Annotated in this window: 27 protein-coding genes and 1 riboswitch; of the genes, 19 read left to right on the plus strand and 8 right to left on the minus strand. The window is 63.4% G+C overall.

Features of this window, described 5'->3' with window-relative positions:
- Positions 1-565 precede the first annotated feature (565 nt).
- From JL101_RS25855 to JL101_RS25875, 5 genes are all read left to right on the plus strand, one after another.
- Entirely contained in the window at positions 566-841 is a 276-nt protein-coding gene (locus JL101_RS25855; RefSeq protein WP_203102330.1) for a helix-turn-helix domain-containing protein, read from the plus strand.
- Positions 838-2,190 (plus strand): type II toxin-antitoxin system HipA family toxin, encoded by a 1,353-nt coding sequence (locus JL101_RS25860; protein WP_203102328.1) that lies wholly within the window; start codon positions 838-840, stop codon positions 2,188-2,190. Before JL101_RS25855 ends, JL101_RS25860 begins: the two co-directional genes overlap by 4 nt.
- Positions 2,191-2,812: 622 nt before the next feature.
- On the plus strand, positions 2,813-3,058 hold the full coding sequence (locus JL101_RS25865; RefSeq protein WP_203102326.1) for a hypothetical protein: 246 nt from the start codon (positions 2,813-2,815) through the stop codon (positions 3,056-3,058).
- Between the two features lie 124 nt (positions 3,059-3,182).
- Entirely contained in the window at positions 3,183-3,338 is a 156-nt protein-coding gene (locus JL101_RS25870; RefSeq protein ID WP_202684797.1) for a hypothetical protein, read from the plus strand.
- Between the two features lie 638 nt (positions 3,339-3,976).
- Positions 3,977-4,576 (plus strand): DUF4142 domain-containing protein, encoded by a 600-nt coding sequence (locus JL101_RS25875; RefSeq protein WP_203102324.1) that lies wholly within the window; start codon positions 3,977-3,979, stop codon positions 4,574-4,576.
- 28 nt (positions 4,577-4,604) lie between these two features.
- On the opposite strand, the gene JL101_RS25880 is transcribed toward JL101_RS25875, so the two are convergent.
- Genes JL101_RS25880 through JL101_RS36965 form a run of 6 tightly spaced genes read right to left on the minus strand, consistent with a single transcriptional unit; the run spans position 4,605 to position 9,163 of the window.
- Positions 4,605-5,258 (minus strand): NapC/NirT family cytochrome c, encoded by a 654-nt coding sequence (locus JL101_RS25880; RefSeq protein WP_228435534.1) that lies wholly within the window; start codon positions 5,256-5,258, stop codon positions 4,605-4,607.
- A gap of 2 nt (positions 5,259-5,260) precedes the next feature.
- On the minus strand, positions 5,261-5,734 hold the full coding sequence (locus JL101_RS25885; protein WP_203104674.1) for a nitrate reductase cytochrome c-type subunit: 474 nt from the start codon (positions 5,732-5,734) through the stop codon (positions 5,261-5,263).
- A gap of 12 nt (positions 5,735-5,746) precedes the next feature.
- Entirely contained in the window at positions 5,747-8,242 is a 2,496-nt protein-coding gene (gene napA / locus JL101_RS25890) for a periplasmic nitrate reductase subunit alpha (protein WP_228435166.1), read from the minus strand.
- 16 nt (positions 8,243-8,258) lie between these two features.
- Positions 8,259-8,525 carry a chaperone NapD gene (locus JL101_RS25895; protein ID WP_203102300.1) on the minus strand — a complete coding sequence of 89 codons (267 nt, stop codon included), beginning with the start codon at positions 8,523-8,525 and terminating at the stop codon, positions 8,259-8,261.
- Complete coding sequence (gene napF, locus JL101_RS25900; RefSeq protein ID WP_203102298.1) at positions 8,515-9,036, minus strand: ferredoxin-type protein NapF; 522 nt, start codon at positions 9,034-9,036, stop codon at positions 8,515-8,517. The genes JL101_RS25895 and napF overlap by 11 nt, the downstream gene beginning before the upstream one ends.
- A gap of 4 nt (positions 9,037-9,040) precedes the next feature.
- A complete protein-coding gene (locus JL101_RS36965; RefSeq protein ID WP_407697362.1) occupies positions 9,041-9,163 on the minus strand; it encodes a periplasmic nitrate reductase, NapE protein in 123 nt (40 codons plus the stop codon).
- Positions 9,164-9,679: 516 nt separating this feature from the next.
- Between JL101_RS36965 and JL101_RS25910 the strand changes: the two genes are divergently transcribed.
- From JL101_RS25910 to JL101_RS25920, 3 genes are all read left to right on the plus strand, one after another.
- A complete protein-coding gene (locus JL101_RS25910) occupies positions 9,680-10,315 on the plus strand; it encodes an NnrU family protein (protein WP_203102294.1) in 636 nt (211 codons plus the stop codon).
- Positions 10,316-10,423: 108 nt separating this feature from the next.
- Positions 10,424-11,257: a DUF2249 domain-containing protein gene (locus tag JL101_RS25915; protein WP_228435535.1), complete on the plus strand. Its 834-nt coding sequence runs from the start codon at positions 10,424-10,426 to the stop codon at positions 11,255-11,257.
- Complete coding sequence (locus tag JL101_RS25920; protein ID WP_203102290.1) at positions 11,257-12,534, plus strand: hypothetical protein; 1,278 nt, start codon at positions 11,257-11,259, stop codon at positions 12,532-12,534. The genes JL101_RS25915 and JL101_RS25920 overlap by 1 nt, the downstream gene beginning before the upstream one ends.
- A 158-nt stretch (positions 12,535-12,692) precedes the next feature.
- Here the strand turns inward: JL101_RS25920 and JL101_RS25925 are convergent, their stop codons facing one another.
- Positions 12,693-13,571 carry a universal stress protein gene (locus JL101_RS25925; RefSeq protein ID WP_203102288.1) on the minus strand — a complete coding sequence of 293 codons (879 nt, stop codon included), beginning with the start codon at positions 13,569-13,571 and terminating at the stop codon, positions 12,693-12,695.
- A gap of 252 nt (positions 13,572-13,823) precedes the next feature.
- Positions 13,824-13,914, plus strand: a riboswitch (glycine riboswitch).
- A 224-nt stretch (positions 13,915-14,138) separates the two neighbouring features.
- Here JL101_RS25925 and JL101_RS25930 point away from each other — a divergent pair.
- On the plus strand, positions 14,139-14,753 hold the full coding sequence (locus JL101_RS25930; RefSeq protein ID WP_203102286.1) for a trimeric intracellular cation channel family protein: 615 nt from the start codon (positions 14,139-14,141) through the stop codon (positions 14,751-14,753).
- 160 nt (positions 14,754-14,913) lie between these two features.
- Here JL101_RS25930 and JL101_RS25935 read toward each other — a convergent pair whose 3' ends face one another.
- Complete coding sequence (locus tag JL101_RS25935; protein WP_203102284.1) at positions 14,914-15,834, minus strand: LysR family transcriptional regulator; 921 nt, start codon at positions 15,832-15,834, stop codon at positions 14,914-14,916.
- Positions 15,835-15,936: 102 nt separating this feature from the next.
- Between JL101_RS25935 and JL101_RS25940 the strand changes: the two genes are divergently transcribed.
- From JL101_RS25940 to JL101_RS25985, 10 genes are all read left to right on the plus strand, one after another.
- Positions 15,937-17,091, plus strand: a complete 1,155-nt coding sequence (locus JL101_RS25940) for a muconate/chloromuconate family cycloisomerase (RefSeq protein ID WP_203102282.1) — start codon at positions 15,937-15,939, stop codon at positions 17,089-17,091.
- A gap of 83 nt (positions 17,092-17,174) precedes the next feature.
- Entirely contained in the window at positions 17,175-17,465 is a 291-nt protein-coding gene (gene catC, locus JL101_RS25945) for a muconolactone Delta-isomerase (protein ID WP_202684812.1), read from the plus strand.
- 49 nt (positions 17,466-17,514) lie between these two features.
- On the plus strand, positions 17,515-18,429 hold the full coding sequence (gene catA / locus JL101_RS25950) for a catechol 1,2-dioxygenase (RefSeq protein WP_203102281.1): 915 nt from the start codon (positions 17,515-17,517) through the stop codon (positions 18,427-18,429).
- A gap of 68 nt (positions 18,430-18,497) precedes the next feature.
- Positions 18,498-19,859 (plus strand): benzoate 1,2-dioxygenase large subunit, encoded by a 1,362-nt coding sequence (gene benA, locus JL101_RS25955; RefSeq protein WP_203102280.1) that lies wholly within the window; start codon positions 18,498-18,500, stop codon positions 19,857-19,859.
- Between the two features lie 11 nt (positions 19,860-19,870).
- Complete coding sequence (gene benB, locus JL101_RS25960) at positions 19,871-20,362, plus strand: benzoate 1,2-dioxygenase small subunit (protein ID WP_203102279.1); 492 nt, start codon at positions 19,871-19,873, stop codon at positions 20,360-20,362.
- A gap of 67 nt (positions 20,363-20,429) precedes the next feature.
- Positions 20,430-21,449: a benzoate 1,2-dioxygenase electron transfer component BenC gene (benC, locus tag JL101_RS25965; RefSeq protein ID WP_203102278.1), complete on the plus strand. Its 1,020-nt coding sequence runs from the start codon at positions 20,430-20,432 to the stop codon at positions 21,447-21,449.
- Positions 21,446-22,243 carry a 1,6-dihydroxycyclohexa-2,4-diene-1-carboxylate dehydrogenase gene (locus tag JL101_RS25970; RefSeq protein WP_203102277.1) on the plus strand — a complete coding sequence of 266 codons (798 nt, stop codon included), beginning with the start codon at positions 21,446-21,448 and terminating at the stop codon, positions 22,241-22,243. Before benC ends, JL101_RS25970 begins: the two co-directional genes overlap by 4 nt.
- Before the next feature lie 207 nt (positions 22,244-22,450).
- Positions 22,451-23,830, plus strand: a complete 1,380-nt coding sequence (locus JL101_RS25975; protein WP_203102276.1) for an MFS transporter — start codon at positions 22,451-22,453, stop codon at positions 23,828-23,830.
- 80 nt (positions 23,831-23,910) lie between these two features.
- Positions 23,911-24,738: a BKACE family enzyme gene (locus JL101_RS25980; RefSeq protein ID WP_211111277.1), complete on the plus strand. Its 828-nt coding sequence runs from the start codon at positions 23,911-23,913 to the stop codon at positions 24,736-24,738.
- A gap of 101 nt (positions 24,739-24,839) precedes the next feature.
- A complete protein-coding gene (locus JL101_RS25985) occupies positions 24,840-25,541 on the plus strand; it encodes a CoA transferase subunit A (protein WP_203102275.1) in 702 nt (233 codons plus the stop codon).
- Positions 25,542-25,555: the final 14 nt, after the last annotated feature.

The following is a 25,555-nucleotide window of genomic DNA, read 5'->3' on the forward strand; positions in this document are numbered from 1 at the left end:
ATGAGCAGACTACATTTTTGCCGTTCTCGGTGCATCTCTTGTATGCATCAGTGTACTAGCGATCATATCTGGGACCTCAGGATAAAGATTGCCGATCGGCCGGCGCTCTTCGGTCAACGTGTGCAGCATCCTTCCGTCCGAGCGGTACTTGTCAATATGGACGAGCCATTCGCATAGGTCGGGGTATGTGTAACACATCCTACCTTTCTGCCTCGGCGTGAACTCGGTGGCGAGGATCATATCCTGGTAGTCTTCGGGATAGTGGGCAAACTCCCGTGTGTGGTTCCGCCGTGGTCTTCTCGTCATGGTCTCTCCTGTGCGGCACGCATACTGGCCGCTTTCAGGCAGAAACTCCACTTATCCCGCTGTCCAGATTTCCTGAGCCAGTTCTGTGGGGCAAGCGTGCCTTTTGACGGCGACTGGTTGGAGGGGTGATTTTACCGATCGGGAAATATGGACCAAAACAGCGCTTCAGGTTGATCAATTTTACCGGGCGGTAAAATTAACTTGCAGCGCGGCCCGCTGAGGTTATATTTTTACCGAGCGGTAAAATCGGCAGGGCGAAATGTTTGATCATCTTATCACGGATGCGGGAGCGCTCGGAAAGGTAATCCGCGAACGGCGGCGCGCACTCGGGATGAGACAGGCTGATCTGGCGATGGTCGCCGGAGTTGGTGTGCGCTTCATTGTCGATGCCGAGAACGGCAAGTCCACCTGTCAGATAGGCCTCCTGCTGAAGCTGCTGCGCGAACTTGGCATCGACCTGGCAGCCTCAGTTCCGTCCGCCACGGAGACGCACCTGCCGTCCGGCGGCATCGAGATAGAAGGGTATGAGTTGTGAGAAGTCCAGTCCCCGGCGACACGCTGGATGTCCGTTATTCTGAATATACCGTTGGACATCTCGTGCGCCGGTCGGAGAGCGTTCTGGATCTGGAATTCCGCTATTCTGAAGCTTGGCTGGGTCTGAAGGGGGCCTTCCCCGTTTCCCTATCCATGCCGCTCGACACCCAGGCCTACGGGGCACAGCAGGCATATCCCTGGTTCATGAATCTTCTGCCGGAAGGACGCGCCCTTCAGCTGATCGGCAACGTGCTGTCCATCGCTGAAATCGATGTCTTCGCCATGATCGAAGAAATGGGCGGCGACCTTCCGGGAGCGCTCGAAGTTCGTCGTCACAGCAGCTCGCGTCGCGGGGAGAAGCCGTCCATCAGGCCCCTGACCGAAGCCGAGCTGGCGGAGTGCATTCGCGCCCTGCCGGAACGCCCGGTTCTGGTGGGCGGGGAAGGCATCACCATGTCGCTGGCCGGAGCTCAGGACAAGCTGCCGGTCGTCGCCCTGCGGGATGGCCGCCTTGCATTGCCGCTCCATGGGATGCCGTCCACCCACATTCTGAAGCCGAGAAACGGGAAGTTCCGGGACAGCGTTCCGAATGAGGCATACTGCCTCAATCTCGCGACGGCCGCCGGGCTTGACGCCGCCCCGGTATCCCTGGGACGGGCGGAGGACATCGACTACCTTCTGGTGAAACGGTACGATCGCCGGATCAAAGGCAAAACCATCACCCGAATCCACCAGGAGGACCTCTGCCAAGCCACCGGCTTTCCACCATACCTGAAGTATGAGTGGAACCCTGAAATCAGGCGTCATGGGCCCAAGCTGAAAGACTGCATGGACGTGATCGGCCGCACCAAAACTGCCGGTATGGTGAAGATGCGCTTCTTCGATGCGCTGCTGTTCAATATCCTTGCCGGCAACGTGGATGCCCATTCCAAGAATTATTCCCTGCTGCTGCGCGACCCCGGGACGGTCGAGATGGCGCAGATCTACGACGTCCTGAACGGGGACATCTATCCCCAGGTGACGAGAAACCTCGCCATGAAGATTGCCGGCAAGCAGCGCGGCGGCCATCTGTATGGCCGACACTGGGACAGGTTCGCCCAGGAAAACGGCTTGTCACCGACGCAGGTCCGACATCGGGTTGCCGCCGTTTCCAAAGCGGTGCTGGACAAGGCGCCCGAAACGGCGGAATACATGGGCAGCAGGTTCGGGAATGCCGCTGTCCACAGGGAAATCAGTGGCTATGTGGTGGATTACTGCAAGAACATGCTGACCAACCTTATCTCCGATCCGGCTCCTGAAGCTGATGTCGATGTCGCTGATGCGCCAGTGCGATCTGGCTCAACCCCATGACCGCCAAGCGCCGGATGGGCTGAAGGGATCTTCCGGCGATGATGCTGCGACGAAACCCGGCTTGGAGGTGAGCACTCCGCCGGTCTTCAGCCGGCGGAGCGCTCACTGGGAAGATATAGCTCCAATCGGTGCGGCCGCTGCCGGCGCGGTGGCGGATCCAGGAGACGGCAACACGACAGTGCCCGGAATGCGGGGGTCGGCTGCATTGCCAATACATCAGCCGATGCGCCGTGGTGACGAGACCGAGAGCGGCTGGGTCGCAAGACAGCTTGGTACAACGACGTCTCGGGTCAGTTCGGCTCTTGAATTATCCCGATCGATCTGGCGGTTGCGGAAAATTGGGCGGACATCTCCGTCAAGTTCCCCTCTATCAAGGATGGTGACCAAGTCATCGCCGCCAGCGCCATTGCCAGAGGCTATGGCGTTGCGACGGGGAACATCGGGGATTTCAAGGCCACAGGAATTCCGGAGCTTTCCATCGTAAATCCTTTCGACTCAAATATATGGATCTATAATGACAGCGTTAATCCCGTCGATGAGCTGCTCTCTCCAGAATGGAATAGTAAATTACCCGAGCTTTTCCATTCATCGGAGAGAGCTTCAGGTGAGTGCAGGTGAGCCGATGATCGAAGTAATCGCCCCAGCGGGCATTCGCGACTCCGTCGCCATTCCCATGCCAGGCGAGACCGAGGAGGAGCGCAAGCGCCGCGACGATCTGTTCTTCGCCGTCCTTGACGTGGCCGGCCATCGATGGAGCAGCCGTTCCAGCTCCATCAGTTCATCTGGAGTCAATTCTCTGGCGGTGCGTGCAGCCAGGCTTCCGGCAGCGCTCGATTACAGCAGCCATGTCGGGATTTGTCGTGGATGATGATGGTCTCCAGGGGAGTTCTGCATGCGCTAGGTGACGCTTCGGGAGCTTCGAAGCCGCTCGGCCTATCGCATCCCACCTCAACGAAGTTGATGATAATGGTTCACCGGGAAGGGGCATCGACGTGACAGAGGGGCAGATCGGTATTCTGGTATCGGCTGCTGCGATCCTCGCGGCCGCTGGAGTGCTTTGGCGCCAACAGGCCCTGAGTTCGGTGCCGCTCGTCGTCGCCGTGGTTTGCGTGCTCGTCGTTGCCGGTTTTCTCTTTCTGAGCTTCTGATCGGCTGGCGCCGTAGCATGTCGGCCTATGGAATTTGTTGTATGTCATGGTCTGTTGAATGGCTCCGCCAACGACCCCGCGAACATCTTGACTATCGCAACGGCATCGGCCGGCACCTCGACTCTGTGGTCTGTCTTTCCCTGTACGGCCAACATGAACCGCTCCGCATTAGCCGGAGACTTGCCGGGACTTTGGGAGCGAGGATCATTCCCATCTCTTCTAGCTTCACTCCGGTCTCAACAGATTATCCAATCGAAGGCTTGCCTGTCGTCGGCTTCTCGACGACAGGCAAGCCTACCGACGCCCTAACGGCGCTCCTCAGCCATGGCGAGAGTCGCATCTTGCAAGATATCCTGATCTGAGGGTTTGGCGAATCGCCTTTTCTGGGACAGCCAAGGACCAAACGTAACTTTTCATGGTTTCTGGGAGGCATCCTCACTCGCTTCCTTTCCCGGCGCCTGGGCCCGAATTCCCTTCTGTTTATGGTGCGCTCACTGATGCAACTCCCTGATGAGCGTGCTGTTACATAAGCAAGGGTGAGGCTGGGAATTTCAGGAGGATGATATTCAATGTCAAACTCGATGCACCAGGGAAAGTTGAGTGCGTTTGCAGTAGCGATCACCGGTATGGGGCTCGTCATGAACTATCCGGTTCATGCCCAGGAATCCCCGCCTCAAGCGCAGGAGCAGACCCTTCATATCGACGAGATGCTGGTCCAGGAAGCCATCCAACGGGGCTTGGCGGAGATCGAGATGGCCAGGCTTGCCGAAGAGCGCGCCGAGGCGGACGCGGTGCATTCCTTCGCCGACCTCATGCTGGAACACCATGGAAAGCTGAACGAACGGCTGGTCCAGGCGGCACGCGAAATCGGCGCGGAGATACCCTCCGGCCCGAACGAGAGCGAGGCGTCGGTCATCGAGCGGCTGAAGACGCTCCGAGGCGCCGCCTTCGACGAGGTCTACGCGGTGGGCGTCGCCCAGGACCACATGCGGCACCATAACCTGCACGCGCGCCTGGCGGGGTACGCTTCCGCTCCGGTCCTGCGGCGGATCGGCGCGGAAGCGGTGCCGGTGCTGGAGGAGCATCTGGCCGCGGCACAGGCGCTGCGGGTCGAGGTCCGGCCGATCGCCCAGGGTCCGCTCGGGGCGGTGCCCGACCAGGCCGCCGAGCCGAGCGAGGCGACCCCGCAACGGCAGCAGGCCCCTTATTCGGACGAGGCCGAGGGGGCCGAGCCCTGACGGCCGGCACCCGACCGGCGCGGCGGTCCTACCGTTCCGCTTCCGCCAGCCAGTGGCCCAGCGTTCCCTTGCCGGCGTCCACCTCGCTCCAGCCCGGCGGCACGCCGTCCATGTTGGGCAGCTGGTGCGCGATGCCCTTGTGGCAGTCGATGCAGGTGCGCTCGCCCGTGAACAGGTACGCCTGGTGAACCCGGGCCGCCCTGGCGCCCTGCTTGGTGATGTCCATGGATTCCGCCGAGTGGCAGTTCCGGCATTCCAGCGAGTTGTTGGCCTTCAGCCTGGCCCACTCGTGCTCGGCCAGCTCGCGCCGCATGGCGACGAACTTGTCGCGCGTGTCGATGGTGCCGAAGATCTTGCCCCAGACCTCCTTGGACGCCTGCATCTTGCGGGCGATCTTGTCCGTCCACTCGTGGGGCACGTGGCAATCGGGACAGGTCGCCCGCACGCCGGACCGGTTGGAGAAGTGGATCGTCGTCTTCAGCTCCTCGTAGACGTTGGTGTTCATCTCGTGGCAGCCGACGCAGAACGCCTCCCGGTTGGTCGCCTCCAGAGCCGTGTTGAAGCCGCCCCAGAAGATGACGCCGGCGGCGAACCCGCCGAGCGTCAGGAAACCGAGGCTGAGATACCGGCTGGGACTGGAGAAGGTGCGCCACGGATGCACCAGGAATCCCGGCAGCTTCATCCTCATTTGTGCTCACCCCCGCCGGAGGGCCTGCTGATCAGGCTGTCGATGTCCTTGAACCCGTTCGGCACGACGGGCTGCGCCGCGGTCTGGGGAACGTGGCACTGCATGCAGAAGTACCGGCGCGGCGACACCTGTCCCAGCATCTGGCCGTCGCGGTCCATGTAGTGGGTGATGCTGATCATCGGCGCCTGCACCGCTTCGGTGAACTGCCGGCTGTGGCAGGTCAGGCAGCGGTTGGTGTTCAGGTTGATCTGGTAGTCGCGCACATTGTGCGGGATCACCGGGGGCTGCTCCGGATAGTTCCGGGCGACCCGGCGGTCGTCGGTCACGTCCGCCGGGATCGGGGGCGCCGGCAGCTCGTCGGTGAACGCGACCGGCGGACGGAACGGGGTCTGGACCGGCTGCTGGGCCGAGATGACCGCGGGCACGAGCACCGGAAGCGCCGCGAGGACGGCGTAGAAGAAAACTCTCATGGCTGCCGCCCCCTACACCGCGGTTATCCTGACCGCGCACTTCTTGAAGTCGGTCTGTTTGGAAATCGGGTCGGTGGCGTCCAGCGTCACCTTGTTGATCAGGCGGGTGCTGTCGAACCAGGGCACGAAGACCAGGCCGCGCGGCGGCTTGTTGCGCCCCCGGGTCTCGACGCGCAGGCGGACCTCGCCCCGGCGCGACTGGACCACCACTTCGGAACCCCGGCGCAGCTTGCGGGCCGCGGCGTCGTCCGGGTGCATGTAGACCAGCGCCATCGGCACCGCCTTGTAGAGCTCCGGCACCCGCATGGTCATGGACCCGGAATGCCAGTGCTCCAGCACCCGGCCGGTGACCAGCCACAGGTCGTATTCCGCATCCGGCGCCTCGGCCGGCGGCTCGTACGGGAAACCGAAGATGATCGCGCGGCCGTCGGGGTTGCCGTAGAAGCGGATGCCCTCTCCCGGCTTCACGTAGGGGTCCAGGCCCTCCCGGTAGCGCCAGCGGGTCTCCTGGTTGTCCACGACGGGCCAGCGCATGCCGCGGACCTTGTGGTACTCGTCGAAGTCGGCCAAGTCGTGCCCGTGATGGCGGCCGAACGAGGCGTATTCCTCGAACAGGCCCTTCTGGACATAGAACCCGAAGGCCCGGGACTCCCGGTTCTCGTACTCGGGGTCCATGTCCTCCAGCGGGAACCTGTTTACCTCACCGTTGGCGAACAGCACGTCGAACAGCGTCTTCCCCCGGTATTCCGGGTTCCGGTCCAGCGTCTCGGCCGGCCACACCTCGTCGGTCGTGAATCTTTTCGAGAACTCCATCATCTGCCACAGGTCGGAGCGGGCCTCGCCCGGTGCCGGGACGAGCTGGTGCCAGAAATGGGTGCGCCGCTCGGCATTGCCGTAGGCGCCTTCCTTCTCGACCCACATGGCGGCCGGCAGCACCAGGTCCGCCGCCATCGCGGTCACGGTCGGATAGGCGTCCGACACCACGATGAAGTTGTCCGGGTTGCGGTAGCCGACATAGGTCTCGTTGTCGGAGTTGGGTGCCGCCTGGAGGTTGTTGTTGACCTGGATCCAGTAGGCGTTGAGCTTGCCGTCCTTCAGCATACGGTCCTGCTGGACCGCGTGGTATCCCGGCTTGTCCGGCAGCAGCCCCGCCGGCAGCTTCCAGATCTCCTCGGTCTTCTTCCGGTGCTCCGGGTTGGTCACCTGCATGTCGGCCGGCAGGCGGTGGGAGAAGGTCCCGACCTCGCGCGCGGTGCCGCAGGCCGAGGGCTGGCCGGTCAGGGAGAACGGGCTGTTGCCCGGCTCCGAGATCTTCCCGGTCAGCAGATGGATGTTGTAGATCATGTGGTTGGCCCAGACGCCGCGGACGTGCTGGTTGAACCCCATGGTCCAGAACGACATGACCTTGGTCTTGGGATCGGCGTAGAGCTCGGCCAAGGCCAGCAGGCGCTCCTTGGGAACGCCGGTCAGCTCCGCCGTGTAGTCCGCCGTGTAGGTGGCGACCAGCTTGGCGAACTCGTCGAAGCTGCTGGGCGTCGAGGCGGTCGCCTCCTTGGCGCCGGTCGCCCGGACCTCCAGCACGTGCTCCGGCCGCAGGCCGTAGCCGATGTCCGTCTGGCCCATGCGGAAGTTGCAGTGCTTGTCCACGAACTCCCGGTTGACCCGGCCGGTTTGGATGATGTGGTTGGCGATGAAGTTGAGGATCGCCAGGTCGGTGCCCGGCTTGAACACCATCGGCACGTCGGCCAGCTCGTAGCTGCGGTGCTCGAAGGTGGACAGAACGGCGACCTTGACGTGGGGCGCCGAGATCCGCCGGTCCGTCACCCGGGTCCACAGGATCGGATGCATCTCCGCCATGTTGGAGCCCCACAGGACGAAGGCGTCGGCCGCCTCGATGTCGTCGTAGCAGCCCATCGGCTCGTCCATGCCGAAGGTCCGGATGAAGGCGACGGCGGCCGAGGCCATGCAGTGGCGGGCGTTGGGGTCCAGGTTGTTGGAGCGGAAGCCGGCGCGCATCAGCTTGCTCGCGGTATAGCCTTCCCAGATCGTCCACTGTCCCGATCCGAACATGCCGACGGCCGTCGGCCCCTTCTCCTTCAGCACCCGCTTCCACTGGCGGGCCATCTCGTCGAAGGCGCGCTCCCAGGACACCGGCTGGAACTCGCCGTCCTTGTGGTACTCGCCGTTCCGCATGCGCAGCATCGGCGTCGTCAGGCGGTCCTGCCCGTACATGATCTTGGACAGGAAGTACCCTTTCACGCAGTTCAGGCCGCGGTTGACCTCCGCCTTGATGTCGCCGTGGGTGGCGACGACGCGGTCGTCCTTGACCGCGACCATGACCCCGCAGCCCGTGCCGCAGAACCGGCAGGGCGCCTTGGACCATTTGAGCTTCGCGTCCTGTCCGGCGACCAGGGACTGCTGGGCCGCGGCCGGAAGGCTGATCTGCGCCGCGGCCGCGGCCGTCGCGGCCGCGTGGGCCTTGATATAGTCTCTTCGTGTCAGTTCCACGATTTCCCCCTCATTATCAATCCGCCGCGTCCGGCCGGTCCATTTGCGCATCCACCTGGTGGAAGACCATGTTGACCGCCATGACACCGTCCAGCAGGCTGATCTCGCTGATCCGGGCGACGATTTCCCCCTCGTCGGCGGTCTCCAGCGTGACCACCATCTTCCCCGCCTCCGCGGCGTGAACCTCAATTCCGGGCATGGCCGAGACGGCTTCCCTGGCATCATCCAGGAACTCCGGCAGAGCCTGGACGACCAGGCTCGAGATATGGACTTCATCGCACATTGCTTGTTCCCTTTTGGCCCCCTGCGGAAACGACCGTCACCGCCCCGGCCGGACACGGGGAAACGCACGCGCCGCATCCGGTACAGGCTGACGCGTCCACGTCGGGCCGGGACGGTCCGCCCCACCCGATGGTGAAATTGATCGCGCCGGTCGGGCACGCGTCGCGGCAGCTCTGGCAGACGATCCCCATCCTGGCGAAGCAGGTATCGGCAATGCGCGCCGCCTGGAACCAGGGAGTTTCCTGGGCCAGGTCGAACACGGGAGCCGGGCAGGCCTCGGCGCAGCCGCCGCAGAAGGTGCATTCGCCGTTCCCGAAATCGACCTCCGGGTACCCCCCGTCGCCCGCCGCGATGATGCCCTCCGGACAGGCGTCCGCGCAGGCGCCGCACCGCACGCAGGCGTCGAGCACGCGCCGGTCGGAGGCATAGGGCGGCCGGATGGGCGCGGGCGCCCGCCGCAGCCGCCCTCTCAGCAGGCTGCGCCGACCCGGATCGATCCTGTCGTCGGGCATGATGCTAGACCGGCGGCGGCCCCGGAGGTCCGGCGATGAGCTGGTACATCCAGACGATGAACCCGTAGCCTCCGACGACCGCCACGGCTACGAACGGCCAGATGACGAAGGCGAGAAGCAGGAACATGAGGATCTCCCGGCGCCTTGCCGCAGGATCGACCGATATCTCGACAGGCTGAGACTGTGGCGGCAACGCTGTGCCGGCGAGAGGAGAACCGGGTTGAGTGGAGCTCATGATCTGTTCCCGAACAGTGGAGGTACGTGCTGTCGTCCTAGAGAGACCTTCTTCGAGACAAATTACTCAATTTTTCAATGGCTAACCGGGTGGTTAGTACCTCCGTATATTCACTTCCCAGGATGTCGCGCAAGATATTTCTACGGGAAAAGCAATCATGCTACACGGCGCGGTCCTCCGACATCCCGGGCCAGTTCGATCTACCGCTATCTAAGGCATCCTGCTGCTCACGATCGCAGGCTGTGCCGGCACACGATCCCGACATAGCCGTTCTCCGCAGGACGGTTATCGTTCGAAACCTTTGCCTGCTTCCGACTTGATCGAGGTCAATACGGCCTCTTCCGTTTCGGGGCCTTATGATGCCACTCCCTGTCGGTATTGTTGGCCGGCCAGTTCGATGCGATGACAATGGAAGCCCTGATCCTCTCCACACTCTTTCTGATAAGCAGTCACATCGTTCCCGGATTGCCGGGGGTGCGCTCCTCCCTAGTCCATGCGCTCGGACGCCGGCTGTTTCTCGCTTTCTATTCGGCGATTTCGCTGGCAGCTCTGGTCCTGGTAGTCTGGAGCTACCGGGCGGCCAATAGCGGGGAGTGGCTGTATTTTCCTCCCGTCGAGGTAAAGATGATCGCGGTGCTTGCGATGCCGATCGCCCTTTTCCTGCTGGTCGGCCGGCTCACCACGCCGGCCGAAACGCCGGAACCTGTAGGCATCTATCGCATCACCGCCGTTCCCGGCAGCCTGTCGGTCCTGCTCTGGACGCTGCTGCACCTGGCGGTGCTGGGGGGAGCGCGACAGATGATCGTCTTCGCCGGAATGGCCATCATCGCCCTGTTCTCCCTGGTCAGGAACTGGCAGGCCGCTTCGGCTGCCCAGCGCCGGGCCGGCATCCTGCCGTTTTCCGGCATCATTCGGGATCGCGAGAGGCTGGTCTGGAAGGAGATCGGTTGGGGCCGGCTGCTCCTGCCCCTCGCTTTATGGGCGGCGTTGCTTCTGTTCCATCCCGTTGTGATCGGCCCCGATCCTCTCGCCTATCTATTCTGATCCATTTCGCAACAGCAATATTGTCACAGCAAGAAATTTTCGAAAGCTTGATCGGCGTCAAGAATTGGCCGGGACCCTCCGGCATTATTGCGATCAAATCACTTGGAGATGATGATGAACTTGCTGCCCCACCCCCTCACCCCCGATATGCTGCTGGTCGATGTGATAACCGAGCACCCTGGGGCAATTGACAGGCTAACCGGCCTCAACCCAGCTTTCGCCGGTCTTCTGGACCAGCCCCGCAGGCACGCCATGGCCGGCCAGATTCGGCTTGGCGAGGCGGCGCGGGTCGCCGGCGTATCGTTCGAAGCCCTGTGCAGGGTGTTGCAAGGAGAGCTGCCCACATCCGAAATTGCTCACTTGCCTGGGACTGACCGTCCTGTTCCGATGGAGCGAAAGACCGTCGGCGACTGGTTCGTGCAGGCCGAACGCCTGTCCGCACCGCACCTGGATGTGCGGCCTCTCTTGGCATCAGGGCAGGATCCGTTCTCTCAGGTGATGTCCATGTCGGCCCGGGTGCCGGCAGGCGGCTTCATGGTGGTGGATGCTCCTTTCGATCCGGCTCCGCTGCGCCGGGTGCTCGCCGGGAAGGGCTTCACTTCGCAAGGACGTCAGGTCGGACCCACCCACTGGCGCATCTGCTGGCGCCGCGAAGATCCAACCGAGGCCGGCTCGGTGACCGACGAACCGATGCCACGGCACGGGCCCGAACCGTGGAATGCCGCCGACGGCACCCATCTCGACGTGCGGGGCCTGCAACCCCCGGAGCCGCTGACCCGGGTGCTCGACCTGATCGACCGGGGCGAAATCGACCGGCTGACTCTTCACCACGACCGCGAACCGGTCTTCCTCTATCCCATGCTGGGCGAGCGGGGCTGGTCATGCCTGTCGGTCGAGCATTTGCAGGGTGAAGTCCGGATTGAACTGGCGCGGGATGCGTGATGATCGCTCCAGGATCCAAGCTGCTGCCGGCATCCATTCCGTTCCGCTTTCTGGCGGCGGCCTTGCTGTTTCACCTCTTGGGCTGGACCGCGCTGGCAGCCGGGGCGCCGGTCGTGGCCGGTGCCGAGGGCGGGCTAGGCCTACCGGTCGCAGCCCTCCACCTGATCACGCTCGGCGTGCTGACCGTCACGGCCGTCGGAGCCGGGTTCCAGCTGCTGCCAGTGGCGATCCAGGCCGATTTGCCCGGCGTGTGGCCGTGCAGGATGACTGGGTGGTTGCTGCTCCCGGGGGTCGTGGTGCTGACCTGGGGCATGATGACGGCCGACCTGTGGCTGCTCGGCATAGGAGGAATTTCCGTCGCACTGGCCCTGCTAGTGTTCGCGGTGGTGGTTGGTATGGCTCTGCTCCGCACCGACCAAACCAATCCGCAGGTCCGGCTGGTCGTCCGCCACTTGTGGGCGGCACTGGCCTGCCTGATGGCATTGGCCGTCCTGGGTCTTGCCCTGCTCGGCGACTTCGCGCACGGCTACCTGGATGACCACCGAACCGTGGCCGTAATCCACCTGGCGGTCGCCTGCTACGGCTTCCTGGGCTTGCTGGCCGCCGGGTTCGTACAGGTGCTGGTTCCCATGTTCGCCCTGGTGGCGCCGCAACGTGAACGCCCAGCCACACTCGTACTTGCTCTTGCTGTCGCTGCCCTCATCCTGGCCGGCGCCGGAGCCCTCATCGGTGCGGCTTCCCTCGGTCTGGCCGCGGCGTGCCTTCATGTCCATGGCATGGCGGGATTGATGCGCCGGCGGAACCGCCGTGATCTCGGAACCTCATTCCTCCTCGTCCGACTTTCCTGGGCCATGCTGCCTGCCAGTCTTGTGCTGGGGCTGCTCCTGATTCTGGATCTTCTGCCGGCCTGGGGCCCTGGGCTGTTCGTGCTGACGCTGGTGGGCGGCTGGCTGCTCAGCCTCGTGCTCGGCATGCTCCAGCGGATTCTGCCGTTCCTGAGTGCTATCCACGCAGCAAGGGCCGGCCGACGCATTCCCAAGGTGTCCGAGCTTAGCGACAGTCCGCTCCTGCAGATCCAGGCAGCGTGCCACGTCGCCGCACTGGCAGCGGTCGGGATGGGAATGGTGCTCGATCTGGAGGTTTTGATCCGCGGAGGCGCCCTGACAGGAGCAGGGGGAGCCGTCGCCTTCATCATCTACGCGCTCGATCTTTACCTGCGGATCAGGGCTCTGCCCCAGGTCCGCCCCGTCGCGGCGAGAGGAAAAACCGCTCCTTGATCTTCAGCGGGTGATCGTGTTAGTTATGACGCGGAAGGCTATGGCGTGGCACTCGTGCAATCCCTCACTTTTCACGGGATTGGGAGTGTCGCTGGAGGCAGAGCCTGCTGCGAAAATTTCATCGATCCAGCAATGCCATTCGCGAAACCCCTCTCCCGTCAGTGGGCCAGCAGAACTGGGCAGTCGATCGGGTGATTGAGCATGTACCTCGTTGCTCCACCCAGGATTATTTCACGGAGGCGGCTATGACCGTATCCGCCCATTACCAATAATCCAGCATTCATTTCCATGGCTGTCGCGGCCAGCGCCTCGCCGACCGACCGGCCGTCCCGCTTGATGCTCAGAACCGAAGCTTCGACACCATGCCAGGCGAGATGCTTGACGAGACGTTCGGCGCGTGGGTGCTGATGTCGGGCGATTGCCGCAGGTGAAGGCGCCCTGCCCTCTTCCACGATCAGGATGGTAACCACGTCCGCGCGCGCGATGAAGTCCTGAGCGCCTGACACCGCCCGGGCCGCCGCCAAGCTGTCATCCCAGGCGATCACAACGGAACTGCTTAGCCTCGTCAGATCGCCTGCCCTCAGGAGTACGGGGCGCCCGGACTCGAACAGGGCAGCCTCAAATATTTCCAGGTTCGCGGACTTGTCGGTTGGACGGGACAGCAGCGTCAGATCAGCCGCACGGGCTTCCGCAACGAAAGCTCGCACCACTGATTGCGTGATCTGTCGCCATTCAGCCGTCACGCCCCCGGCTTCCGTGAGTCTGGTAGCGACCGGGACCGAAGCAGTGGCCGTGAACTCCTCGAATGTCCTTTTGGCCGCGGAGGCAATCGTGTCAGCTTCGCATTGCGCCTTGCGAAGCATAGTGTCGAGCGTATCTGGAGAAAAGCCCTTGTCATAGAGCGGCATCTCCTGTCTCGGCTCCCATCCCACGTGCAGAACATCGACATGCGCGGAGAGCGGGGTCGCAAGCTTGAAGGCGTCCTCCAGAAGGTTTGCTTCCAGGCCGTTCGACGGAACGAGAACATGCTTTATCATCTGCCCCTCCTTGGTGCTGCCAGGTTGGTAAGGGCAGCTGCTGCAGAGTATCCGAAGCGGCATGAAACCATGTCAAGGCGCTACGGAAAGTCTATCGAGCCGAACCGAGCCTGAGTGAACTAGGGCCGGCAGAGACCTAGCCCGATCTCCATCGGCGCCAAACACAGCAGCAGGCATGCCACCTGTTCGAGCCGCAATTAGTCTTTTTTGAAACCTATTACTTGACAGCGGGCGAGCACTCCCGGATATTCCGCGTATTCTGCGGGAGAGAGAGGCGATATCCGCCTCCGCCGAAGGCGCAAACTCCCATAATCGCTCAGGCAGACCGAACCGCAGAAACATTGTGCCGACTGGAGAGAGGCCAAGGTGCCGTACCATGCGCGCCCTGGCCCACCGAAGGGGCAGGCTCCGTCCGGAGCCGAAACTCTCAGGTAAAAGGACAGTGGGAGAGGCGTACAGGATCCGCAACAGAGCGTGCCCTGTCTCTATCAGGAGTCTCCCCCAAATGTATCCACTGTTACCCTCAGCATCCATTCCGCCGCCGCTTCCCATGCTCGGGGAATCGACATGCTGATCGTCGTCTACCTGATCGCCATCACCGTCGAGGCGATGTCCGGCGCCCTCGCGGCCGGGCGCCGCAACATGGATGTTTTCGGCGTTGCCGTCATCGCCTTCGTCACTGCGCTGGGCGGCGGCACCATCCGTGACCTGATCCTCGGCCACTTCCCCATCCGCTGGACCCAGCACCCGGAATACATTGTCCTGGTGATCTCCGCCGGACTGCTGACCACCGTGCTCGCACGCTACATGCATCATTTGAAGCGTGTTTTTCTCGTACTCGATGCAATGGGCCTGATCGCGTTCTCGCTGATCGGCTGCAGTGTCGCGCTGGCGATGGATTACTCCATCATCGTCGCCATCATGGCAGGGATGATGACCGGCATCTGCGGCGGCATGCTGCGTGACGTGCTGTGCAACCAGGTACCGCTGGTGCTCCGGCGTGAGCTCTATGCCAGCGTCTCACTGATCGTCTGCGCCCTCTTCATCGGCCTGCGCGAACTCGGCATCGACACCGACCTGAATACCGCAATCAGCTTCATCAGCGGCCTGACGCTCCGCCTGCTGGCCATCTGGGGCGGCTGGAAGCTGCCGACCTTCTCCTACCAGCAGCGCTGGGATTGATAGGCTGACCGGCATGATCGGTACCTCCGGCTGCCTGGCAATCCTGGTATCGGGAAACCGAAGTTCCTGGATCAGCAGCCTCACACAGACCGGAGAAGCCAAGCTACGATGGCACTGCTGCGTGGTTCCCATCCATGACTGATTTCCGGCGCAGGTAAGATCAGGTCTCCAATCCTTCCGGTATCTTCCACCCCCATTCCCGATATGCCTCGATGATTACCCTCGCCATGACCATCGCTTCGTGCGACCGGTCATCGGCCCGGCGGCTCATGATGATCGGAGACGTGATGGTCTGCTCGATCAACTCGCGGTAGACCACATCGTCCCGGCGCAGGCGCTGCACCGAAGTCGGGACGATGCAGATACCGACCTCCGCCGCGACCAGGCCGATCGCCGTCTGAAGCTCGCGGGCCTCGTGGGCGATGTGCGGCTCGAGGCCGCGGTCGCGGAAGATCGAGATCACCTGATCGGCATAGCTCGGTCGCGGCACCCGGGGGTACAGGATCAGCGGTTCCCCGGCCAATTCCCCGAAGCTCAGCGGCCCCTCCCGCTGCAGAAGAGGATGGCTGAGCGGCAGGGCCACCACGAGCCGTTCCTCGCGAAGGACGTCCCGGCGGACCGCCGGATCGTCTAGGCGAATGCGGCCGAAACCGACATTGATCCGGCCATCCTTCAGGGCCGCGATCTGTTCCAGGCTGGCCATCTCGACGAGGCTGACGTCGAGCCCCGGCGTTTCCGCGCGGAAACGCCGGATCAGTTGCGGCAGGGCCGCGTAGATGGTCGAGGCGACGAAACCGATGACGAACCGAGGTCGCTCCGCCTCGCGAAAGCGCCGCATCATCGTGCGCAGGTCGTCGAAGCGTTCAAGAACCAGGACGGCATGCTCGAAGAAAAGCCGGCCAGCCTCGGTCAGACGCAGCGGCCTGCTATCCCGGTCGAGAAGCATGATACCGACCTCATCCTCGAGCTGCTGGATCTGGCGGCTCAACGGCGGCTGGGCGATATGGAGCTTCTCGGCGGCCCGGGTGAAGTTCCGCTCCCGGGCGACGGTGATGAAGTAACGGAGATGGCGGATCTCCATTTCATACCTCCAGGGTATCACTCAAGACCAATTTAGTATTTCCTTTTCCATAAGCCAAGACTTAGTTTTCTGGCCATAGGGAGCTCAGGGAGCATCAAAATAATGTTGCAGATCAAAGAGATCGAGACCTTTCTGGTCGATCTTCCGACCATCAGGCCTCATGTTCTCTCGATGGCGACGATGTATCGCCAGACGATAGTGATCGTTCGCCTCCACTGCTCGGACGGTATCGTCGGCATCGGCGAAGGCACGACTATCGGCGGCCTGAGCTACGGCGAGGAAAGCCCGGAGAGCATCAAGCTCGCCATCGATACCTACTTCGAACCCATTCTCAGGACTTGCGACCCCTCCCGGGTCGGCCAGACCATGGCCAGGATCGGGCGTGTCGTCATCGGCAACCATTTCGCCAAATCGGCGGTGGAAACGGCGCTGCTGGACGCCATGGGCAAGCGCGTCGGCCTGCCGGTCTCCGAACTGCTGGGCGGACGCCACCGCGATGAGTTGCCGGTCGCCTGGACGCTGGCCAGCGGCGACACCTCCAAAGACATTGAAGAGGCCAAGCGTGTCCTGAGCCTGCGCCGCCACAACATCTTCAAGCTGAAGATCGGCAAGCGCGCGGTGACCGATGACGTCGCTCATGTGGCATCGATCAAGAAGGCGCTCGGCGATAAGGCCAGCGTGCGGGTCGATGTCAACCAGGCCTGGGATGAGGCCAGTGCTTCCCGCGGGTTGGCGATGCTTGAAGATGCCGGTGTGGATCTGGTCGAGCAGCCGATCTCCAGGGCGAACCGCTCCGGGCTGGCGCGGCTTGCTGCCCGCTTCATCATCCCGATCATGGCCGACGAGTCCCTCCACGGACCGGACGACGCCTTCGACCTCGCGATCCAGGCAGCGGCGGATGTTTTCGCGGTTAAGATCGCGCAGTCGGGCGGTTTGCAGGCTGCCGGACGGGTGGGGGCCATCGCGGATGCCGCCAGCATCGGGCTTTATGGCGGCACGATGCTCGAGGCCGGCGTCGGCACGATCGCCTCGGCGCACCTGTTCGCGACGTTTCCCCAGCTTGCCTGGGGTACCGAACTCTTCGGACCACTTCTCCTCACCGAAGAGATTCTGACCGAGCCTTTGGGCTACGGCGATTTCGCCCTGAAGGTACCGGACAAGCCCGGCCTCGGCGTCGAGTTGGATCCGGACCGTATCGACTTCTTCCGCCGCGACCGGGCCGGCACACGGACGCACAGCTTTCCAGGAAAACTTTAAGAATACAGCGTTCTGGAGAAACAATAGAAGCGTATCTGCCCGGTGAAGTGTCAGCAGTCAACTATAACCATGGAGGAACAACAATGCTGTTCCAAGTCGAAATGGAAGTCCGCCTGCCGCACGACATGGCACCCAGCGCGGCGGACGAGTTGAAGCGCGTCGAGCGCGAGCGGGCCCAGCAGCTGATGCGGGACGGCAAGTGGCGCCATCTCTGGCGCGTGGTCGGTCACTACTCGAACACCAGCGTCTTCGACGTCGAGAGCCACGACGAGCTGCACGCGATCCTCACGTCGCTGCCGCTCTTCCCCTTCATGAAGATGAAGGTCACGCCTCTGTGCCGCCACCCCTCGTCCATCCGTGGGGACGACACCTGAGTTCGCAACCGGCGAGCAATCCAACAATCAATGCCAAGGGAGAGAAACCATGCAAAAGGAACAGATCAAGCAGCTCGTTGACCGCATCAGCGGCACCCAGATCAGGGAACCCAACCCGCGGGTCAAGGCGATCGTCGATCGCATGCTGCTCGACCTCTTCAACGTCATCGACGACTTCGATGTCCAGCCGGAAGAGTTCTGGTCGGCACTGGGCTACCTGACCGAGCTCGGACAGCGCAACGAGTTCGCCCTGCTCTCGGCCGGCCTCGGCATCGATCACTATTTCGATGTCCGGCTCGACGAGAAGGAGGCGCAGGTCGGCATCGAGCCGGGCAGCACGCCGCGCACCATCGAGGGGCCGCTCTACGTCGCCGGCGCTCCGGTTTGCCAAGGCGAGGCCCGACTGGACGACGACACGGACAGGGGCGAGATCCTGTTCATGGACGGCCAGGTGACCGACACGCAAGGCGCGCCGATCGCCGGCGCGCTGGTCGAGGTCTGGCACGCCAACTCGCTCGGCAACTACTCCTACTTCGACAAGAGCCAGAGCGCCTTCAACCTGCGGCGCACCATCGTGACCGACGCCGAGGGACGCTACCGCTTCCGCAGCATCATGCCGTCCGGCTACGGCTGTCCGCCCGATGGCCCGACGCAGAAGCTCCTGAACCTGCTCGGCCGCCACGGCCAGCGCCCGGCGCACATCCATTTCTTCGTCTCGGCACCGGGATTCCGGCAACTCACGACCCAGATCAACATCCAGGGCGACAAGTACATCTACGAGGACTTCGCCTTCGCCACGCGGGACGAACTGATCCCCGACGTGACACACCAAACCGACGAAGCGGCACTCCGCGATAAGGGCGTGGATCGCCCGTTCGCCACGATCACCTTCAACTTCGCGTTGCCGCATGCCGTCGAAGGCGTGCCCAGCACCCTGATCGACCGGCCCCGGGCCGCCGCCTGACCCTTGCACTGCCCCTCCCGCTTTTCGGCGAGAGGGGCGGGACTAACAAAATCAACGGAGGAAGCACCATGGACACCCATCTCATGGAACGGATCGACGCGGCCATCGTCGAGGACAAGGAGCACGGCCTCTACCGCGCCAAGCGCGACATCTTCACCGATCCCGAGCTGTTCGAGCTGGAGATGAAGCACATCTTCGAGGGCAACTGGATCTATCTTGCTCACGAAAGCCAGATCCCCAACAAGAACGACTACTACACGACCCACATGGGCCGGCAACCGATCTTCATCGCCCGCAACCGCAATGGCGAACTGAACGCCTTCATCAACGCCTGCAGCCACCGCGGCGCCATGCTGTGCCGCCACAAGCGGGCCAACAAGGCGACCTATACCTGCCCGTTCCACGGCTGGACCTTCAACAACTCCGGTAAGCTGCTCAAGGTCAAGGACCCCGAGGGCGCCGGCTACCCGGAGCAGTTCAACAAGGACGGCTCGCACGACCTGACCAAGGTGCCCCGGTTCGAATCCTACCGCGGCTTCCTGTTCGGCAGCCTCAATCCCGACGTGCCGCCGCTGGCCGAGCACCTGGGTGAATCGGCCAAGATCATCGACCTGATCGTGGACCAGTCGCCCGACGGGCTGGAAGTGCTGCGCGGCTCCTCGTCCTACATCTATGACGGCAACTGGAAGCTCCAGACCGAGAACGGCGCCGACGGCTACCATGTCAGCGCGGTCCACTGGAACTATGCCGCGACGACCAGCCGGCGCAAGACCGCGGTTAACCCGGACACGACCCGCGCCATGGATGCCGGCGGCTGGGCCAAGCAGGGCGGCGGCTTCTACTCGTTCGAGCACGGCCACCTGCTGCTGTGGACCCGCTGGTCCAATCCCGAGGACCGGCCGCTCTACGAGCGCCGTGACGAGCTGGTCGCCCAGTACGGGCAGGCACGGGCGGACTGGATGATCGGCATCTCGCGCAACCTGTGCCTCTACCCCAACGTCTACCTGATGGATCAGTTCGGCTCGCAGATCCGCACGTACCGGCCGATCAGCGTCGATAAGACGGAAGTCACGATCTACTGCATCGCGCCGAAGAACGAGAGCGCCTCGGCCCGGGCCCAGCGTATCCGGCAGTACGAGGATTTCTTCAACGCCAGCGGCATGGCGACCCCGGACGACCTGGAGGAATTCCGCTCTTGCCAGATCGGCTACATGGGCAAGGCGGCCCCCTGGAACGACCTGAGCCGCGGCGCCGAGCACTGGGTTCATGGCGCCGATCAGAACGCCGAGCAGATTGGCCTGCAGCCGCTGATGAGCGGCAAGCTGACCGAGGACGAGGGTTTGTTCGTCGTCCAGCACCAGTACTGGCAGGACACCATGCGGCGCGCCCTTGAGGTCGAAGCCGCTGAAAAGAACGCGAAGAAGTCGTAAGGGAGGCCGACATGACGATCACGTACGAAAACCTGCTGGCCTTCCTCTACCGCGAAGCCCGCCTGCTCGACGACAAGCAGTGGGAGGAGTGGCTTCAGCTCTACGCACCGGACGCCGAGTTCTGGATGCCGGCCTGGGACGACGACGGCACCCTGGTGACCGATCCGCAGCGCGAGATCTCGCTGATCTGGTACGGAAACCGTGGCGGCCTGGAGGACCGGGTATTCCGCATCAAGACCGAGCGGTCCAGCGCCACGTCACTGCCGGAGCCGCGGACCTCGCACAACATCAGCAACGTCGAAATCCTGGAGCAGCAGGATGGCGTCTGCAAGCTGCGCTTCAACTGGTTCACCCTGAACTTCAGGTACAAGCTGACCGACACATACTTCGGAACCTCGTTCTACACGCTCGACACTTCGGGCGGGCGGCCGCTGATCAAGAACAAGAAGGTCGTGCTGAAGAACGACTACATCCATCACGTCATCGATATCTATCACATCTGATCGGGCATATCCGATCGGCCACATCTGATCAGCATTTTTTCGGATGCCGTGATCAGGGAGGATGACCATGAGCTTCAACATCGCGCTCAACTTCGAGGACGGGGTCACCCGCTTCATCGAGAGCAATCCCGGCGAGACGGTGGCGGACGCCGCCTACCGCCAGGGCATCAACATCCCGCTGGACTGCCGCGACGGCGCCTGTGGCACCTGCAAGAGCTTCTGCGAGTCCGGGCGCTACGACGGTGGCTCCTACATCGAGGACGCCCTGACCGACGAGGAGGCGGAAGAGGGCTACTGCCTGACCTGCCAGATGAAGCCACAGACCGATCTGGTCCTTCGCATCGACGCCTCCTCGGAGGTGTGCAAGACCCAGGTCACGGACTTCCAGGCCGAAGTTATCAGCGTTGAGCAACTGTCCGACAGCACGATTAGCCTGTCGCTCAAGGTGGAGGATGCCGGCCGGCTGCATTTCCTGCCGGGCCAGTATGTCAAGATACTGGTGCCGGGCGAGCAGGACAGCCGTTCCTACTCGTTCAGCTCGCCGCCGGGCTCGGATGTCGCGACCTTTCTGATCCGCAACGTGCCGGGCGGGATGATGAGCGGCTACCTGACCGGGCGGGCCAAGCCGGGCGACAAACTGACTCTCAAAGGGCCATTGGGAAGCTTCTATCTCCGCGACACCAAGCGGCCGGTGCTGATGCTGGCCGGCGGCACCGGGCTGGCGCCGTTCCTATCCATGCTGGGCAAGGTGGCGGAGACCGGCTGCGAGCAGCCGATCCACCTGGTCTACGGTGTCACCACCGACGGTGATCTGGTCGAGGTCGAGACGATTGCCGAGTACGTCAAGAAGATCCCGAACCTCACCTTCGCCACCTGCGTCGCCGACAAAGGCAGCAACCATCCTCTCAAAGGCTACGTCACCCATCACCTGGAGGCCAAGCACCTGAATGCCGGCGATGTGGACGTTTACCTCTGCGGTCCGCCGCCGATGGTCGAGGCGGTCCGGGTGTTCTTCCGAGACCAGGGGGTCAACCCGGTGAACTTTCACTACGAGAAGTTTACGCCGAGCGAAGGGGGTGCGTCATGACCGGCACAGGGCAAGCCAGGGGGCGTTTCCAGGGCAAGGTGATGGTCGTGACGGGTGCCGCACAGGGCATTGGCCGCACCGTCGCCCTGGGGGCCGCCCGCGAGGGCGCCTCCGTGGTGCTGGTGGATCGGGCGGAGATCGTCCACGAGGTCCGGGCAGAACTGGAAGGTATTGGTGCGCCGGCTTTGGCAGTGACAACGGATCTGGAGAACTACTCCGGGGCTGATAGCGCCATGGGCCAGGCGCTGGACCGGTTCGGCCGGATCGACATCCTGGTCAACAATGTCGGCGGCACGATCTGGACCAAGCCCTATGGCGAGTACCGCGAGCCGGAGATCGAGGCCGAGGTCCGGCGCTCCCTGTTCCCGACGCTGTGGTGTTGCCGGGCGGTGCTTCCCGCCATGCTTAAGCAGGGTGGCGGCGTGATCGTCAACGTCTCCTCGGTCGCCACCCGCGGCGTCAACCGGGCGCCCTATGCGGCGGCCAAGGGCGGCGTCAACGCGCTCACCGCCTCGCTCGCCTTCGAGTATGCCGAGCACGGCATTAGGGTCGTCGGCACGGCCCCCGGCGGCACCGAGGCTCCGCCCCGGCGCATCCCGCGCAACCCGACAGTCCAGGACGAGCGCGAGAAGGTCTGGTACCAGGGCATCGTCGATCAGACGATCTCATCCAGCCTGATGAAGCGCTACGGCACGCTGGAGGAGCAGGCGGCGCCCATCTTGTTCCTGGCCTCCGACGAGGCCTCGTACATCACCGGCACGACCCTGCCGGTCGCCGGCGGCGATCTCGGCTGAAGAAGCTGATCCGACTGTGACCTAAGGGGGCTCTCCAGCCCCACGGATAAGAAGATCTACGACAAAAACAAAAAAGCAAATAGTGGATGGCGTCTGAAAATTCATCACGCCAGACAACGTCCAGGGTGAACAGAACCTTGGCGCGCCGTCCGAGGCGCGCCCGTACGACGCTAAAGATTGCAATAAACGCGTGCAGGGAGAAGGGACATGGCGCTGACACGCACCATAGACGTCCAGGACTTCATGAATCATCACAAGCTGTCGTCTTACCAAGTCAGGATCATAGCGCTCTGCTTCCTGATCGTGGCTATCGACGGCTTCGACACCGCCGCGATCGGCTTCATCGCGCCGGCACTGCGAACCGAGTGGGGGGTTTCAGCGGCGCAGCTGGCGCCGCTGTTCGGCGCAGGCCTGTTCGGCCTGATGGTCGGAGCCTTCGTTTTCGGGCCGCTGGCCGACAGGATCGGCCGCAAGCACTCGCTCATCCTGACCGTGCTGTTCTTCGGCGGGGCCAGCCTGGCGTCGGCCTGGTCCACCTCGATCACCGAGCTGACGGTCCTTCGCTTCCTGACCGGCATGGGCCTGGGCGGGGCGATGCCCAACGCGATCACGCTGACCTCGGAGTTCTGCCCCGAGAAGCGCCGATCGTTCCTGACCACCCTGATGTTCTGCGGCTTCACGCTGGGCTCGGCTTTCGGTGGCCTCGCTGCCGCCCAGCTGGTGGCCGGTTACGGCTGGCAGTCGGTCCTGCTGATCGGCGGCATCCTGCCTCTGGCCCTGGCTCCGGTCCTGTGGCTGACGTTGCCTGAGTCAGTGCGCTTCCTGGTGCTGAGGAACGCTCCCTCGGAGAAGATCACGGCGGTGCTGCACAGGATAGCTCCCGAGGCCGATCTCACCGACGCCACCTACACCGGCATTGCCAGGCCCAAGGGATCTCCGGTGCGGCAGCTGTTCCAGCCGGGCTTGGTGACCGGCACTCTGCTGATCTGGCTCACCTTCTTCATGAGTCTGCTTGTCTTCTATCTCCTGGCGAGCTGGCTGCCGACCGTGATCAGCAGCGCCGGCATGAGCCTCAAGGAAGCCGCGCTGATGGCGATGATGCTGCAGCTCGGCGGCACCGTCGGGGCGCTGCTGATCGGGGCCTTGATGGACCGGGTCAATCCGCACACCGTGCTTGGCACCTTCTACGCCCTGGCAGCCCTGTTCATCGCCCTGATCGGAAGCTCGACGGCGTCGCCGTGGCTGCTGTCCTTTGCCGTGTTCGGGGCGGGGTTCTGCCTGGCGGGCTCGCAGGTCGGGGCCAATGCGCTGGCGGCTGGATACTATCCCACGGCCAGCCGCGCCACCGGTGTTGCCTGGGCGAATGCCATCGGCCGCAGCGGATCGGTGCTGGGCTCTATGTTCGGCGGCGCCGTCCTGGCCAGCGGCCTGGGCCTGCCGGTCGCCTTCGCGATCGTCGGCATCCCGGTTGTCATCGCCGGCCTGTCCATGTTCCTCAAGGGCCATCTGGCGCCGCAGCCGGTGCACCACACGGCACCGGGCGCTTCCGATGGTCTCGATACCGCGAAAGTCGCTTTGCAGCACTAGGAAAACAGCCACGGGGAAGCACCGGGCGTCTTCCAGGCGCCCGGGAAGCCGGGGTTTCGATTAAGAAAGTGGGGAAGATCATGAGGCCAGTCGTCATCACCGTCGCGATCACCGGATCGGTTCCGCGCAAGAAGGATAATCCTGCCTTGCCGGTGACCGTGTCCGAGCAGATCGAATCAACCCACGAGGCCTTCGAAGTAGGCGCCTCGCTCGTTCATATCCACGTCCGCAACCCGGACGAAAGCTCCTCCTCCGACCCGGCATTGTTCGCCCAGGTTCAGGAAGGGATCCGCAAGCACTGCCCCGGCATGATCGTGCAGTTCTCCACAGGCGGCCGGGGTCGCGATCAGGCGGCACGCGGCAGTGCACTTTACCTGAAGCCCGACATGGCGTCGCTCTCGACCGGTTCGGTCAATTTCCCGACCATCGTGTACGAGAACTCGCCGGCCCTGGTGGTCGATCTGGCGACACGCATGAAGGAAAACGCCATTCTGCCGGAGATCGAGATCTTCGACCTGTCGCATCTTCACGGCGCCCGCCGGCTGGTCGATGCCGGGTTGATGAGCGAGCGTCCGCACGTGCAGTTCGTCCTGGGCGTCAAGAACGCCATGCCGGCCGAGGAGCACCTGCTCGACATCCTGCTCGCCGAACTGAAGCGTGTCCTGCCCAAGGCGACCTGGACGGCCGCCGGCATCGGGCGTCATCAGAGCCAGGTCATGCGCTGGGTGCTGGAGCGCGGTGGTGACGGCGTCCGCACGGGTCTGGAAGACAACATCCGCATCACCAAGGACCGGCTGGCCGACAGCAATGCCGAACTGGTCAGGGTGGCCGTCGATCTCTGCGCCGAGTACGACGTCCGCCCGGCAACGCCCGCGGAAGCCCGATCAATGCTGGGACTCGCAGCCTGACGGTGAGGCAATAGCTGCCTATGAATGGCAGGTCGGATCGGGACATGTCCCCCCACCTGCCCTGTCCGGCCAACCAACAACAATCACGGGAGAAGCCTGGAATGAAGAAATTGTACCCTAATGCGCCCTCGGCGCTGGCCGGGTTCCTGAAGGACGACATGACGATCATGGCCGGCGGCTTCGGCCTGTGCGGCATCCCGGAGGTGCTGATCGAGGCGATCCGCGATTCCGGGGTGAAGGGCCTGACCGTGATCTCCAACAACGCGGGCATCGACAATGTCGGCCTGGGCGTCCTGCTGGAGACCCGCCAGATCGCCAAGATGATCTCGTCCTATGTCGGCGAGAACAAGACCTTCGCCAAGCAGTACCTGGCCGGCGAACTGGAGATCGAGTTCAATCCCCAGGGCACTCTGGCCGAGCGCATCCGCGCCGGCGGCGCCGGCATCCCCGCCTTCTTCACCAAGACCGGCGTCGGCACCTCGGTCGCGGACGGCAAGGAAGTCCGCGAGTTCGACGGCGAGCAGTACGTGATGGATACCGGGCTGGTCGCCGATCTGGCCGTGGTCCATGCCTGGAAGGGCGACACCGAAGGCAACCTCGTCTACCGCAAGACCGCGCGCAACTTCAACCCAATGATGGCGACCGCGGGCAAGGTCACCGTGGCCGAGGTCGAGCACCTCGTGCAGCCCGGCGAGATCGATCCCGACCACATCATCACGCCCGGCATCTTCGTCAAGCGCATCGTCCACGTGCCCGATGCCGAGAAGCGCATCGAGCAGCGCACCGTCCGCAAGCGCGCCTGAAGAGCCGAGCAGCT

The organism is Skermanella rosea (assembly GCF_016806835.2).
Lineage (GTDB): Bacteria > Pseudomonadota > Alphaproteobacteria > Azospirillales > Azospirillaceae > Skermanella > Skermanella rosea.

What these genes read in the sequence shown, in the direction of transcription:
- JL101_RS25915 (WP_228435535.1), top strand. Translation starts at nt 10,424, where the DNA reads ATGATGATGAACTTGCTGCCCCACCCCCTCACCCCCGATATGCTGCTG.
- JL101_RS25920 (WP_203102290.1), top strand. Translation starts at nt 11,257, where the DNA reads ATGATCGCTCCAGGATCCAAGCTGCTGCCGGCATCCATTCCGTTCCGC.
- JL101_RS25865 (WP_203102326.1), top strand. Translation starts at nt 2,813, where the DNA reads ATGATCGAAGTAATCGCCCCAGCGGGCATTCGCGACTCCGTCGCCATT.
- JL101_RS36965 (WP_407697362.1), bottom strand. Translation starts at nt 9,163, where the DNA reads ATGTTCCTGCTTCTCGCCTTCGTCATCTGGCCGTTCGTAGCCGTGGCG.
- JL101_RS25880 (WP_228435534.1), bottom strand. Translation starts at nt 5,258, where the DNA reads ATGAAGCTGCCGGGATTCCTGGTGCATCCGTGGCGCACCTTCTCCAGT.
- JL101_RS25875 (WP_203102324.1), top strand. Translation starts at nt 3,977, where the DNA reads ATGAACTATCCGGTTCATGCCCAGGAATCCCCGCCTCAAGCGCAGGAG.
- JL101_RS25925 (WP_203102288.1), bottom strand. Translation starts at nt 13,571, where the DNA reads ATGATAAAGCATGTTCTCGTTCCGTCGAACGGCCTGGAAGCAAACCTT.
- benC (WP_203102278.1), top strand. Translation starts at nt 20,430, where the DNA reads ATGAGCTTCAACATCGCGCTCAACTTCGAGGACGGGGTCACCCGCTTC.
- JL101_RS25980 (WP_211111277.1), top strand. Translation starts at nt 23,911, where the DNA reads ATGAGGCCAGTCGTCATCACCGTCGCGATCACCGGATCGGTTCCGCGC.
- JL101_RS25975 (WP_203102276.1), top strand. Translation starts at nt 22,451, where the DNA reads ATGGCGCTGACACGCACCATAGACGTCCAGGACTTCATGAATCATCAC.
- catC (WP_202684812.1), top strand. Translation starts at nt 17,175, where the DNA reads ATGCTGTTCCAAGTCGAAATGGAAGTCCGCCTGCCGCACGACATGGCA.
- benA (WP_203102280.1), top strand. Translation starts at nt 18,498, where the DNA reads ATGGACACCCATCTCATGGAACGGATCGACGCGGCCATCGTCGAGGAC.
- napF (WP_203102298.1), bottom strand. Translation starts at nt 9,036, where the DNA reads ATGCCCGACGACAGGATCGATCCGGGTCGGCGCAGCCTGCTGAGAGGG.
- JL101_RS25935 (WP_203102284.1), bottom strand. Translation starts at nt 15,834, where the DNA reads ATGGAGATCCGCCATCTCCGTTACTTCATCACCGTCGCCCGGGAGCGG.
- JL101_RS25970 (WP_203102277.1), top strand. Translation starts at nt 21,446, where the DNA reads ATGACCGGCACAGGGCAAGCCAGGGGGCGTTTCCAGGGCAAGGTGATG.
- JL101_RS25855 (WP_203102330.1), top strand. Translation starts at nt 566, where the DNA reads ATGTTTGATCATCTTATCACGGATGCGGGAGCGCTCGGAAAGGTAATC.
- JL101_RS25910 (WP_203102294.1), top strand. Translation starts at nt 9,680, where the DNA reads ATGGAAGCCCTGATCCTCTCCACACTCTTTCTGATAAGCAGTCACATC.
- JL101_RS25985 (WP_203102275.1), top strand. Translation starts at nt 24,840, where the DNA reads ATGAAGAAATTGTACCCTAATGCGCCCTCGGCGCTGGCCGGGTTCCTG.
- JL101_RS25930 (WP_203102286.1), top strand. Translation starts at nt 14,139, where the DNA reads ATGCTGATCGTCGTCTACCTGATCGCCATCACCGTCGAGGCGATGTCC.
- JL101_RS25885 (WP_203104674.1), bottom strand. Translation starts at nt 5,734, where the DNA reads ATGAGAGTTTTCTTCTACGCCGTCCTCGCGGCGCTTCCGGTGCTCGTG.
- benB (WP_203102279.1), top strand. Translation starts at nt 19,871, where the DNA reads ATGACGATCACGTACGAAAACCTGCTGGCCTTCCTCTACCGCGAAGCC.
- catA (WP_203102281.1), top strand. Translation starts at nt 17,515, where the DNA reads ATGCAAAAGGAACAGATCAAGCAGCTCGTTGACCGCATCAGCGGCACC.
- JL101_RS25895 (WP_203102300.1), bottom strand. Translation starts at nt 8,525, where the DNA reads ATGTGCGATGAAGTCCATATCTCGAGCCTGGTCGTCCAGGCTCTGCCG.
- JL101_RS25940 (WP_203102282.1), top strand. Translation starts at nt 15,937, where the DNA reads ATGTTGCAGATCAAAGAGATCGAGACCTTTCTGGTCGATCTTCCGACC.